General features: G+C 71.2%; 10 protein-coding genes and 1 tRNA gene. 1 reads left to right on the forward strand and 10 read right to left on the reverse strand.

Features of this window, described 5'->3' with window-relative positions; genetic code table 11:
- Positions 1-43 precede the first annotated feature (43 nt).
- From ETD83_RS06360 to ETD83_RS06405, 8 genes are all read right to left on the reverse strand, one after another.
- Positions 44-1,669 carry a UGSC family (seleno)protein gene (locus ETD83_RS06360; protein ID WP_456236743.1) on the reverse strand — a complete coding sequence of 542 codons (1,626 nt, stop codon included), beginning with the start codon at positions 1,667-1,669 and terminating at the stop codon, positions 44-46.
- Complete coding sequence (locus ETD83_RS06370) at positions 1,666-2,637, reverse strand: NAD(P)/FAD-dependent oxidoreductase (RefSeq protein WP_138644114.1); 972 nt, start codon at positions 2,635-2,637, stop codon at positions 1,666-1,668. The genes ETD83_RS06360 and ETD83_RS06370 overlap by 4 nt, the downstream gene beginning before the upstream one ends.
- Positions 2,634-3,830 carry an ABC transporter ATP-binding protein gene (locus ETD83_RS06375; protein WP_138644115.1) on the reverse strand — a complete coding sequence of 399 codons (1,197 nt, stop codon included), beginning with the start codon at positions 3,828-3,830 and terminating at the stop codon, positions 2,634-2,636. The genes ETD83_RS06370 and ETD83_RS06375 overlap by 4 nt, the downstream gene beginning before the upstream one ends.
- Before the next feature lie 2 nt (positions 3,831-3,832).
- Positions 3,833-4,678 (reverse strand): carbohydrate ABC transporter permease, encoded by an 846-nt coding sequence (locus tag ETD83_RS06380; protein ID WP_138644116.1) that lies wholly within the window; start codon positions 4,676-4,678, stop codon positions 3,833-3,835.
- A complete protein-coding gene (locus tag ETD83_RS06385) occupies positions 4,679-5,698 on the reverse strand; it encodes a carbohydrate ABC transporter permease (RefSeq protein ID WP_205717517.1) in 1,020 nt (339 codons plus the stop codon). It abuts the gene before it with no gap.
- Complete coding sequence (locus tag ETD83_RS06390) at positions 5,695-6,975, reverse strand: ABC transporter substrate-binding protein (RefSeq protein ID WP_138644117.1); 1,281 nt, start codon at positions 6,973-6,975, stop codon at positions 5,695-5,697. Before ETD83_RS06390 ends, ETD83_RS06385 begins: the two co-directional genes overlap by 4 nt.
- A gap of 86 nt (positions 6,976-7,061) precedes the next feature.
- The gene (locus ETD83_RS06395) at positions 7,062-8,729 is read right to left on the reverse strand and encodes a UGSC family (seleno)protein (RefSeq protein WP_456236744.1); all 1,668 of its coding nucleotides are present in this window, start codon (positions 8,727-8,729) and stop codon (positions 7,062-7,064) included.
- A gap of 58 nt (positions 8,730-8,787) precedes the next feature.
- Positions 8,788-8,883: transfer RNA gene (locus ETD83_RS06405), tRNA-Sec, on the reverse strand.
- A 120-nt stretch (positions 8,884-9,003) separates the two neighbouring features.
- Here ETD83_RS06405 and ETD83_RS06410 point away from each other — a divergent pair.
- Positions 9,004-10,476, forward strand: a complete 1,473-nt coding sequence (locus ETD83_RS06410; protein WP_171064050.1) for a DHA2 family efflux MFS transporter permease subunit — start codon at positions 9,004-9,006, stop codon at positions 10,474-10,476.
- Here the strand turns inward: ETD83_RS06410 and ETD83_RS06415 are convergent.
- Entirely contained in the window at positions 10,469-11,545 is a 1,077-nt protein-coding gene (locus ETD83_RS06415) for a permease (protein WP_138644121.1), read from the reverse strand. The genes ETD83_RS06410 and ETD83_RS06415 overlap by 8 nt on opposite strands.
- 69 nt (positions 11,546-11,614) lie before the next feature.
- On the reverse strand, positions 11,615-12,613 hold the full coding sequence (gene selD, locus ETD83_RS06420) for a selenide, water dikinase SelD (RefSeq protein ID WP_138644122.1): 999 nt from the start codon (positions 12,611-12,613) through the stop codon (positions 11,615-11,617).
- Positions 12,614-12,848 lie beyond the last annotated feature (235 nt).

Raw genomic sequence — 12,848 nt, forward strand, 5'->3', positions numbered from 1 at the left:
GCCGCCGTTCGGGGGGCGGCTCGGCGATCATGGCTGTTCCCCCTCAGCGCCAGGGATCGACCGGGACGGTCGTCTCGTAGCGGGCGGCGATCAGCTTGGACGCGTTCGCGGTCCCGCCGCCGATGACCGCGATGTTGATGTCACCGGCGTCGTAGATCTCGACGGGCTCGTCGCCGGACGCCCGGTACCTCGTGGCGTGCGGCTCCTCCCCCGCCAGCGCCAGCGGCCGGAGGATCGCCCGCACCACCCCGTTCGACCAGTACTCGCCGGCGGACATCCGGCCGTTGCGGGCCAGCCACGCGCGGACGTCGTCCTTACCGGGGAACCCGGCCTCGACGAAGTCGTTCGCGGCCGTCGGGTCCATCACCACCAGCGGCGCGAACGCCGGGTCGCAGGCCCGCAGCGCGCCGCGCAGTATCTCCTCCCAGTGCCTGCGGCGCGGAGAGGCGCCGGAGATCGTGTACCAGCCGCCGAGGAAGAGGCTCACCGCGCTCTCGTCCGGGCGGAAGCCGTGCTGGACGTGCAGCGGCTCCCACGGGCTGTCCTCCTCGTTCTCGGGGAACGCGGCGGTGTAGGCGTAGTTGTTGCCGAGCGTGCCCATGTAGGTCTCGCCGGGCACCGACCCGCCTTGCAGGTTCTGCGAGAGCAGCCCGTAGGCCCGTCCGATGGTCGCGTTGGCCCTGCTGTACGGGCCCATCGCGCCCATCCCGGTGTTCATCCCCGCCTCCAGCCTGATCGGGCCGTTGACGATCGCGATCGCCGCCATCGACGTGAGGCTGCTCATCCGCGCGGTGACCCCGCTGGACGCCAGCGCCAGGACGATCGGGAAATGCTCCGGCCCCGCTCCTGCCATCACCGCGTTGACGGCGACCTTCTCGACCGTGAACTCCCACCGCTCCCGGAACTTGGCGGGGGCGAGGCGTCCGACGACCTCGTCCGGGCGGCGGGACGTGCCCGCGAGCATCTCCCGGACCCGCTCCTCGGTCGGCAGGACGATCGGCAGCCCGTCCGTCCAGCGGTTCTCCAGGAACAGCGCGTGCGCGGCCCGCTCGTCGGCTGCCTCGACGAGTTGCTGCCGCGGCCGTTCGTACGCGCTTCCCCTGAGGTCCTCCTCGTCCAGCCGCCCGGCGAGGGCGTCGAGCAGCTCGTCCATGAACGGACGGCCGCTGACGGCGTCCGTTCCCTCGATGTACCCGGTGAGCTCGGTGGCCGACCGCCCGGAGATCGCGCCCGGAAGGTACGCCTGCCGCATGCGCGGCATGCCCCTCGTCCTGGCGACGTTGGCGGCGATCCTGCGGAACTGCCGCGCGTGCACGCCGACGGTGGGCACTCCAGAGCGTTCGAGCTCCGCCGCTATCCCGACGACCGTCGGGGCGCAGGTGCTTCAAAGACCGAGTCCGACGACGGCCGCGTCGCCGGACGCCTCGATCTCTGCCCGCATCGCCGGGGAGTCCTGCCCGAACGCCTCGGTGGCGACGATCCGCGTCTCCACCTGGGGCCGGTTCTCCTTGAACCACGCGGCGAGCCGCTCCATGAACACGTCGGTGTTGTCGAACGGCGCGATCACCAGGTAGACGACCTTGCCGTCGAGGCTCTCCAGGCGGGGCGCGAGGGAGCGTCCCTCCACCTTGGGCGGGTATCCGCGCGGGTCGTACACGCTGATCGTCATGCGGAGGCTCCTCTCGGCTGGGGGACCGGCCAGGTGCGGCCGGGGTCGGCGAGGTAGCGGTGCGCGGCCAGCGCGGCGGTCGCGCCGTCACCCGCGGCCGTGACCGCCTGCGCCGCCGATTCGGTCCTGATGTCACCGGCGGCGAACAGCCCTGGCAGGACGGTGCGCATCGCGACGTCCGTCGGCACCCGGCCGTCGTCGTCCAGCGCCAGCAGGTCGCGCAGGACGTCGGTACGCGGCCGCAGGCCCACATACACGAACACACCGGTGACCTTCTCTTCCGCCGTCTCGCCGGTGCCGGTGTCCTTGACCCGGACGCCCGAGACGACCGTGTCGCCGAGGATCTCCTCGACGACCGTGGAGTGCCGGACCTCGATCGAGGCGTGCTCCAGCACCCGCTTCGCGTACGTGTGCTGCCCGCCGAGGCTCTCGCCGCGATGCAGCAGCAGCACCTTGCCCACGTGGTTGGTCAGCTCCAGCGCCTCCAGCAGCGCGGAGTCACCGCCCCCGACGACGGCGACGGTGTTGCCCCGGTGCAGCGGCCCGTCGCAGGTCGCGCAGTCGGACACGCCGTGTCCGCGCAGCGCGGCCTCGCCCGGGACGCCCAGCTCGCGCAGCGCCGACCCGGTCGCGACGACGACCGCGCCCGCGCGTATCTCGCCGTCGCCGGTGGTGGCCGTCCAGGCGCCATCGGATGGGGTGAGGGCGTTGAGTCCGCTCGTCACGAACTCCACGCCCGCGTCCTGCGCCTGCTCCTGGAGCATCGGGCACAGGTCGAAGCCCGCCACGCCCTCGGGGAAGCCGGGGAAGTCCTCGATCCTGCCGACGCTGAGCAGGTGGCCGCCGCCGATGTCGTCGCCGAGCAGCAGCCCGGTCCGGCGGCCCGCGCGGGCGGCGAACAGCCCGGCGGTCAGCCCGGCCACCCCGCCGCCCGCGATCAGGACCTCGAAGCCGTCCTCGCTCGTCATCGGATCGCCTCACCGGTCTCGGGGTCGAAGAAGTGCAGGTCGGCCGGGTTCACCGGGATGTCGACGGTCTCCAGCGGCTTCACGGTGGACGACGGCGAGAACCGCGCGTAGACGTTGGCCGTGCCCGGTGTCGGGCGTCCGTTCCGCCGGCCGTCCGGAGGGCGCCGGATGTTCTCCAGCTCGGGGTCGGCGGCGACCGGCTCGCCGGGCACCTCGACCTGGACCAGCCGCTCGTGCCCGAGCATCTCCACGACGGTGACCTCGCCGCGCAGCCGTCCGGCGGCGGCGTCCCCGTGCCTGGCATGCGCGGGCGCGTCGGTGAGCTTCTCCGGACGGACGCCCACCACGACCTGCGACCCGGCGAAGCGCTCCAGCGCCCCGTGCAGCTCCTTCGGCGCCGGAATCCGCTGGTCGCCGACCACGCAGCGCAGGTCGTCCGGGCCGTCGGCGACCAGCGGGCAGCTCAGCAGGTTCATGCCGGGCGAGCCGATGAACGTCGCGACGAACATGTTGCTCGGCCGGTCGTACACCAGCTCGGGCGTGCCCTCCTGCTGGAGCAGGCCGTTGCGCATGACGGCGATGCGGGTGCCCATCGTCATCGCCTCGACCTGGTCGTGGGTGACGTAGACGGTCGTGACGCCGAGCGTCCGCTGGACGGTCGACAGCTCGGCCCGCATCTGCATGCGGAGCTTCGCGTCCAGGTTGGAGAGCGGCTCGTCCAGCAGGAACGCCTGCGGCTTGCGGACGATCGCCCGCCCCATCGCGACCCGCTGCCGCTGGCCGCCCGACAGGGCGCGCGGCTTGCGCTTCAGCAGCTCGCCCAGGCCGAGCAGGCGCGCGGCCTCCTCCACCCGCTCCTTGATCTCCTGCTTGCGCTTTCCCTCGCACTGCAGCGGGAAGGCGATGTTGTCGTAGACGGTCATGTGCGGGTAGAGGGCGTAGTTCTGGAACACCATGGCGACGTCGCGCTTGCGGGGCTCCACCCGGTTCACGACCGTCCCGCCGATGCTGATCTCGCCCTCCTCGATGGTCTCCAGCCCGGCGATCATGCGCAGCGCGGTGGTCTTGCCGCAGCCGGACGGGCCGACGAAGATCATGAACTCCCCGTCGGCGATCTCCAGATTGAGGTCGCGGAGCGCCCGGGTACCACCGGGGTACACCTTGCCGAGCCCGCGAATGTCGATCGTTCCCATATTCAGCCTCGAATTCCGCCGGCCAGGCCCCGGACGAACTGCCGCTGCGCGACGACGAAGACGCACAGCATGGGGAGAATGGCGATGGTCGCGCCCGCGAACACAAGGTTCCACTGGGTGTAGTTCTCGTTGACGAACGAGTTCAGCGCGATCGGCAGCGTCCCGATCGAGCTGCCGCTCATGAAGATGAGCGCGAGGAAGAAGTCGTTCCACACGATCAGCCCGGACAGCATCGCCACCGTCGTGGTGATCGGGCGCAGCAGCGGAATGACGACCTTGAAGAACGTGCGGAGCATCCCGGCGCCGTCGACCTGCGCCGCCTCCTCGTACTCGGTGGGCAGCGCGCGGATGAACCCCACGTACAGGAACACCGCGAACGGCAGTATGCCCGCCGTGTGCAGGATGATGATCCCGTGGTAGGTGGCCAGGAGCCCGGCGCCGCGCATGACCACGTAGATCGGCACCAGCCCGAGCGTCGCCGGCATGATGAAGCCGACGACGAACAGCACGTAGAGCCCGTTGCTGAGCCTGGACGTCCGCCTCGCGATCACGTACGCGGTCAGCGACGACACCAGGACCAGGCAGACCACGCTCCCCACCGTGATGATCAGGGTGTTGAGGAACGCGCGTCCCATGCCGCCCGTGGTGCCGCCGCTGGACCACGCGTCGGCGTAGTTTCCCCACTCCGGGTCCGCCAGCGGCGGCTTCATGGGCTCCAGCGTGAGCTGCTGGTCGGTCTTGAGCGAGATGGCGATCAGGAAATAGAGCGGCATCGCGAACAGCAGCGCCGCCAGTATCATCACGACCTCGCGGACGAAAGACCGCGAGGTGTACCGGAAGGCACCCATTTACAACCGCCTTTCCCGGCTGCGCTGATACATCATGTTGGCGATTCCCAGAATGGAGATCAGCACGGTCATCACCATCGCGATGGACGCGCCGAACCCGAACCTGCCCTCGACGAACGTCTGCTGGTAGACCTGCGTCGCCAGGGTCTCGGTGGAGTACACGGGCCCGCCGCCGGTGAGCGCGAACACCTGGTCGAAGACCCGCAGCCCGGAGATCAGCATCAGCGTGGAGACGATGGTGAACGCGGGCGCCAGCAGCGGCAGCGTGATGCGGCGCAGCCGCATCCACAGCCGCGCCCCGTCGATGACCGCCGCCTCCTCCAGCTCGTCCGCGACGCCCTGCAGCCCGGCCAGGTAGATGATCATCGCCTGGCCGGCGTGCTGCCAGACCATGACGACGAGCACGCACCAGATCGCGGTCGACGGGTCGCCCAGCCATTCGCGGCGCAGGCCGTCCAGGCCGATCCCGCCGAGCATCCGGTTGATCGCGCCGTCGTAGGTGAACATGTACTGCCAGATGTAGGACACGGCCAGCGGGCTGAGCACGGCGGGCGCGAAGAACACCATCCGCAGGAAGTTGCGGGACTTCAGCGTCCGGTTCAGCGCGAGGGCCAGCACCAGGCCCACCACGTTGACGAGGACGAGATAGGACCCCGCCAGCACGAACGTGTGCAGCAGCGCGCCGCGCTGGACCGACGAGTCCATGATCTCGCGGAAGTTGTCCCAGCCGATGAACGTGGCCGTGTTGAAGCCGTCCCAGTCGGTGAACGCGTAGACGCCGCCCGACAGCGGCGCGAGGAAGTGCATCCCGATCAGGAAGGCGATGCCGAGCATGGCCAGGAACCAGGGCGGTTTGCGCGCGCCGCCCGCGGGCCCGGAGTTCCGGCCGGTCAGCCAACGGGGCCGCCACCAGCGGACGGCACCGGGGCCTTCGTCCTCGCCGCCGGGACCGCCGGCGACCACCAGGGGCGGAAGCGCCGACGTGTCCGCGTGCTTCTTCTTCGTCGTCCTTTCCGTCATTTGCCGTTGTCCCACGCCTGGTCCATGGCCTTCAAAATGTCGTCGACGGTACGGGTGTTGTTGTGCAGGCCCGTCATGTACTTGTAGGCGACCTGGGCGGGGGCCTCACTCGGCCACATGGTGCTCGCGGCGAGGCTGAACCTGTTCTGCTTGGCCAGCGGTTCCAGCGGCTTGAGGAAGTCGGGCAGCTCGCCCTTCGCCATCATCGCCGGGGAGAACGCCCCGCTGTTCTTGGAGTAGACGTCGCGGTGCGCGGCCAGGTAGTCGAGGAACGCGATCGCCTCGTCCACGTGCTCGGCCCGCTTGGCGACCGAGATCCCGGAGACCTCCAGCGGCAGGTTCGGGGTGGCGGTGTCCCCGGCGGGCACCGCGGCCGCCGCCCACTTGCGGTCCGGGTTGGCCTTGGACAGGTACGCCGCCGCGATCGACGGGCCGATGCCCATCGTCGTCTTGCCGGACGCGCCCAGCTTGCGCGCCTCCTCCGTGGTGCGCCCGGCCGAGCCGGGGTAGTAGCAGTCGTGCGTCACCAGGTCCTGGACCTGCTGGAACGTCTTCTTCCAGCCCGGGGACGTCTGGAACTTGACCTGTCCGGCGGCCCGTTTTTTGTCCCAGTCGGGTTCCAGGGCGTAGACGTTCGCGGCGCTGAACACCTGCATCCGCATCCGGTTGCCCGCCATGTCGGCGGCGCCGGACGCCATCGCGTACATGCCCTTCGACTTGATCATGCCGCACATGTCCAGCAGCTCCTTGAACGTCTTCGGCGGCTCGACCTTCCATTTCTCGAAGTCGGTGGTCGTGTAGTTGAGGAACTGCGTGGAGACCCCGAGGATCAGGCTGTAGGTCTTGCCTTCGAACTGCGCCGTCGGCTTGAGCAGCTCAGGCAGGTCGGTGGCCCACGGCCGGGCGGACAGGTCCGCCAGCCGGTTCGCCTCGGCCAGCCGGTGCACCGACAGACCGTTCGAGCCGCCGCCCGAGCCGGGGCTCGCCACGATGAGGTCCGGCGGGTTCCCGGCCTGCATCATGGTGGTGGTGACCTGGCCGACCTTGGCCGACGGGATGAACTCCGCCTTGACCTTGATCTTCGACTGGCTCTTGTGGAAGCCGTCGATGAGCACCGAGAAGGCGGGCTCAGTGGTCGTCGTCGAGTACATCCGGAGGGTCACCGTGCCGCCGGACGAGCCGCCGTCCCCGCCCCCGCAGGCGGTGGCCGCCAGCAGCAGCGCTCCGGCACCGGCGCCCGCCTTCCAGCCGAGCCGTGTTCTTCGGTGGTGTCTCATCTTCCTTCACCTTCCGTGCGGGGGTGGCGCCGGTCGTTCCGGGCTCGTCGGGAGGTCGGTGCGGGGTCAGGGGTCGGGTCAGGGCGTCATCGCCAGGGGTCGATCGCCAGGGTGCGGCCGGAGAGCGCGCTGCCGAAGCGGCGGTTCGCCCACCCTTCGAGCACGCTCCAGACCGCCACGGTCCGGCCTCCGGCCACGACGACGTGGACGTCGTCGGGCTCGTTGACCGGGATCAGCTCGTCCGGATCGGCCTTGAGATAGCTCGCCCAGGGCTCGACGCCGTCACGCGCGCGGTTGCCGTAGAAGATGTCCTGCAGCGCCTGCCCCCACCAGCGCCGCGCCGGCATCCGCGCGTTGGCGGCGAGCCACTCGATCAGCGCCTTCTTCTCCGTGAAGCCCTCGCGCTCCGCGAGGGCGCGGGCGGCCAGCGGGTCGGCGAGCAGGATCGCGCCGCCGCCCGCCCGGATCGAGCCGAACAGCACCGACGCGCGTTCCCGCCAGTCCTCCCGGACCCCGCTCGGCGCGGTGATCAGGGACCGGACGGGCGCGAAGATCGTCACCGCGCTCTGGCCGGGCTCGAAGCCGTACTGGACGTGGTAGGGCTCCCATGGGCTGTGCTCCTCGTCCTCGGCGAAGGTGAGGCTGGTCAGCGAGAAGGGGCTGCCGATCGTCCCGACGTAGCTGACGCCCGGGACCGAGCCGCCCTGCAGGTTCTGCGACCCCAGCCCGAACGACCGGCCGATCGTGGAGTTGGCGTGGTTGTACGGGCCGAGCGCGCCGATCCCGGAGTTCATCCCGAGCTCGTGCCGGACGGGCCCGTTCACCATGACCATCTGCCCGATGGACGAGATGCTGCTGTGCCGTGCGGTGTAGCCGCTGGCCAGCAGCGCGAGGACGACCGGGAAGTACTCCGGGCGCGCCCCGGCCATGACGGCGTTGACCGCGGCCTGCTCGACGGTGAAGGACCAGAAGTCGCGCGACGTCGCCGCCCGGATCGTGCCGACCACCTCGTCGGGGGCGTGGCTCGTCCCGGCGAGCACCGCGGCCACCCGCTCCTCGGTCGGCAGCACCACGGGAAGCGAGTCGGTCCAGCCGTTCTCCTGGAAGAGCCGCTGCAGGTCCTCCTCGGCGCCGGGCTCGATCAGCCGGTCACGGGTCCGCTCGAAGGCGACGCCGTCCATGTCCCGGTCGCTGAGCGGCCTGGACAGGCCGTCGATCAGCGCGCGGAGCACCTGCTCGCCCGACAGCGGGTCGGGGCCCTCGATGTAGGCGCGCAGCTCGGCCGGGGTGCGGCCGGGCACCGGCGCGGGCACGAACGTGTGCCGCAGCCCGGGGACGCCCGCCAGCCTGCTGGTCGAGGTGACCAGCCGGGCGAACGACTCGGCGTGGACGCAGACGGTGGGGACGCGGTACTCGGACTCGAGGCGCGTGGCGTGGCCGGCGACCGCCGGCGCGCACGTGCTTCAGAGGCCGACGCCGAGGACGGCGGCCGAGCCCTCGTTCCTGATCCGCTCGTACACGTCCGGGACGGGGTCGAACGGCGTCCGCAGGTGCACGATCTCGGTCGCGACCTCGGGCCGGCGCTCCCGCAGCGACGCCTGGAGCTGGTCCATGAAGTCGCCCGAGTTCTCGAAGCCGACGTCGACGAGGAAGAGGGTCCCGCCGTCGAGGCCGGTCGGCCGGGGGGCGAGTGACTTCCCGTCCACCTCGGGTGCGCTGCCCTCGGGGTTGAGAACTGTGATCTTGCGGCTCATCTGAGCTCCTCCGTCCGGAGTCGGCTGGCGGTGGCTCTCAATCGCGGGTGGCTCTCGATGGCGGAGGCGGACGGGAATCGAACCCGCCAGGCCCGGTGGTCCGGGCCTCTGCGGTTTTGAAGACCGAGCCGGTCACCAGACCGGATTCGCCTCCCAGATCCAACGGACCCAGGATCATATACGAAATCATCCATGTCAATAGAAAATAGAGTATGTCAGACGTTGATTTCGTGACCTGGGTGGCCGTATGTTCTTGCTGAGCACAGCCGTACGCATGACGAACAGGTGGAAGGGGCGTTCCGAGGGCGGCCGGGGCCGTCCGTGGATCGTCACCGCCGTCCTGCTCTTCGGCACCTACGCGGTGGCGCTGAACCTCACCGTTCTCGGCATCGCGCTGCCGCCGATCGCGAGCGACCTCGGCGCGGGCGCCCGGATCAGCCCCGACTGGGTGATCGGCGCGTACTTCGTCGCGATCGTCGTCGTCCAACCCGCGGTGGGCGGGCTCGGCGACCGGTGGGGGCGGCGCCGCGTCTACAACCTGTCGATCGCCGCGTTCGCCGCCGGGTCCGTCATTTGCACAGTCGCGCCGACCATGACGCTGCTGATCGGCGGACGGATCGTGCAGGGCCTCGGCGGCGGCGCGATCATGCCGCTGGCCACCGCGATGGTGTACGAGATGTTCCCGCCGCACCGCCGGGGCCTCGCGCTCGGCGTCTGGGGCATCGCGATGATGGCCGCGCCCGCGCTCGGGCCGCCCCTCGGCGGCTGGGTCGTGACCGCCGCGAGCTGGCGCTGGATCTTCCTGCTGCTGACGGCCGTCGCGGTCGTCGGGCTGCTGCTCGGCCTCGCCCTGCCGCACGACACGGGCCGCCGTGCCGCCCGTCCGCTCGACTGGGGCGGGTGGGTGCTCGCCGCGGCCGGCGTGATCACCCTGGTGCTGGTCTCCCGGCACGTGCCCGCGCACGGGCTGACCGCGACCGGCCTGGTGACGGCGGGGGCCGCGGTGGCGGCGCTCGCCGTCCTCGTGCGCCGGTCGCTGCGGCGGCCCGACCCGCTGATCGACTTCCGCATGTTCGCGTTCCCGATCTTCACCGCGGCGATGATCGTGATCTTCATCAACGCCCTCGCGCAGTACGCCAGGCTGACCTACCTCCCGGTCGAGTTCCAGGTCATCCGGGACATGACGGCGCGCGACGTCGGCCTGCTGCTGTCCCCCGCCGCGGTCGCGGTGGCCGTGACCATGCCGCTCGGCGGCTGGCTCGCCGACCGGATCGGCTCCCGCGTCCCCGTGGTCGCGGGCCTGGTCGTCATGGCCGTCCCGACGTTCGCGCTGGCCCGGCTGAGCCCGGACACGTCGCCGCGCTGGATCCTGGCCGTGCTGATCGTCCAGGGGCTCGGCATGGGGGTCTCCATGATGCCGACCACGGTCGCGGCGATGAACGTCCTGCCGGGCCGGTTCGTCGCGCAGGCGTCGTCGCTGACGGCCCTCAACCGCCAGATCTCCGGCGCCGTCGGGACGGCGTTCCTCGCCGCGCTGCTGGTCGCCGCGCTGGGCTCGGTGTCGCCCGAGGGCCCGCACACGGCGGCCGAGATCGCCCGGGCACAGGACGCCTACAACCACGTCTTCCTCACCACGACCTGCGCTCTCGCCGCCGCCGTCGTGCCCGCGCTCTTCCTGCCCGGCCGCCGCCGGATGCGCTGCCTCCAGCGCCAGCGGGCGGCCGAGCAGGAGCCCGCGGCTAGCTGATCGCCCAGAGCAGGGCGCCCGCGAGCAGCGCGCACCCGGCCACCGAGGCCGCCATCGCGAACGTGACGCGCCAGGACAGCGCGCGTCCCACCATGACGATCGACACCAGGCTCAGCGCGGGCAGCGCGATCAGCAGCGCCCCGGCGGCGCCCGCGCCCACGCCGAGCAGCGTGAGCCCCTGCACGATCGGGATCTCACCGGCGGTCGGGATCACCACGAGCGTGCCGACGACCGCCGCGAGCAGGACGGCCGCCACGCCCCATTCGGCGGCCGAGCCGCCCAGCGGGAACAGCCAGCCGCGGAACGCGCCGAGCGCGAGGACCACGACCAGGTACTCGGGCACGAGCGTGACCGACATGCGCAGCAGGGCCCGGCCGAACCGGCGCGGAGCATCGCGAAGCGCGACGTCATCGGCCTCCTCGTCCGCCGCGTTCGGGATCGGCACACCGGTGTCGCGGGGCGCGAGCCTGCTCACCAGCGCGGTCACCACGAACACCAGCAGCGCGCCGACGGCCAGGCGGGTGAACGTCCACTGCCACGGCGCGACGAACGCCAGGAACACGAGCACGGCCGGGTTGAGCGTCGGGTTGCCCACCCAGTAGGCCAGCGCCGCCGGGGTGGACGCTCCGCGCCGCCGCAGCGCGGTGACCACCGGCGCGGTGCAGCACGTGCACATCATGCTCGGCAGCGACAGCAGCCCGCCGACGAGCGAGTCGCGGTACGGGCCGCGCCCCCTGCCGAGCAGGCGCAGCAGCCAGCGGCGGGTGACCAGCGCCTCCACCGCCGCCGCGACGATCAGGCCGACGACCATCGCCTTCCACACCGACTCGAAGTAGGACCCGGTGAACTCCCAGCCGCCGGACAGCGACGGGCCCGTGCCGGCTTCCCCGGCCTTGTCGAGGATGGAGCCGCCCGACCACTCCGGGGTGTCCAGGAGCCCGCCGACCTTCTCGGTGTAGGGCAGCCACTTCGCCCACAGCAGGCCCACCGCGGCGACCGCGCCGAAGAGCGCGAGCGCCGCCCAGGGGTTCCACCGTCCCGGAACCCGTACCGCTTCCTGACCGGCCAACTGGCACCTCCACAGGGGGGAATTGTTCGTAGAGCGCACGTGTGAACGGATAAAGAACAGTCGCCGGGCTCAGCGGATGACGAGGCTGTGGTCGCCCGCGGAGACCAGCTCTCCCACGATCGGCGCGCCCGGCACCTCACCGGCGACCAGCAGCCCGCCGGACGTCTGCGCGTCGGCCAGCAGCAGCCGGGTGTCCTCGTCGGCCGAGCCGAAGTCGATGTGCGGCGCGACCCAGTCAAGGTTGCGCCGGGTGCCTCCGCTGACGAAGCCGTCGCGCACCGCCTCCCGCGCGCCGTCGACGTACGGGACGGCCCCCGCGTCGACCACCGCCGAGACACCCGAGGCGCGCGCCAGCTTGTACAGGTGACCCAGCAGCCCGAACCCCGTGACATCGGTCGCGCAGGTGGCCTGAGCCTTCAGCGCCGCGGCCGCGGCGTCCCTGTTCAGCTCCGTCATGACGGCGACCGCCTGCTCGAACACCTCACCGGTGGCCTTGTGCCGGTTGTTCAGCACCCCGAGCCCGAGGGGCTTGGTGAGCGACAGCGGCGTCCCCGCGCGCCCGCGGTCGTTGCGCAGCAGCCGCCCGGCCTCCGCGATCCCCGTCACGGCCATGCCGTACTTGGGTTCGAGGTCGTCCACGCTGTGCCCGCCGCCGAGGTGGCATTCGGCGAGGACGGCGACGTCCCGCCCGCCGCGCAGCACCTCGCGCGCCAGCTCGAACGGCAGCACCTCCCGCGGCCAGGCCAGCAGGTTCACCGCCACCAGCGGACGGCCGCCCATCGCGTACACGTCCGACAGCGCGTTGGCGGCGGCGATCCGCCCCCAGTCGTACGGGTCGTCGACGACGGGCGTGAAGAAGTCCGCCGTCGCCACCACCGCCATGTCGCCCGAGATCCGGACGACGGCGGCGTCGTCCCCGGAGTCGAGCCCGACGATCAGATCCCCGTCCCCGCCCGGGTCGCCGGCCGCGCCGAGCCCGGCCACCACCTCTTCCAGCTCCCCCGGCGGGATCTTGCAGGCGCAACCGCCACCGTGCGCGTACTGGGTGAGCCGCCGTCCAAGCCGCATCGTCCGCCCCACATCGTCTGCAGGAAATATTCGATACAATCCTGTATAGGCTACAGCATCGCGCCACCGCCGCCAGGTCTCGTACCAGCACGCTTCCCGCGGCAGAGGACTTGAACTCATCCCACGACGTAGCTGTTCTGTCGCCCGGCTATGGGCCGGTCTGGTTCTCGGCGGAAGGAAGCGGTTAGGGCTTGCGGGCGGCGGCGGCGTACATGTTGGTGGCGGTGTCCGGGAG

It is taken from the genome of Actinomadura soli (assembly GCF_005889715.1).
Classification (GTDB): domain Bacteria; phylum Actinomycetota; class Actinomycetes; order Streptosporangiales; family Streptosporangiaceae; genus Spirillospora; species Spirillospora soli.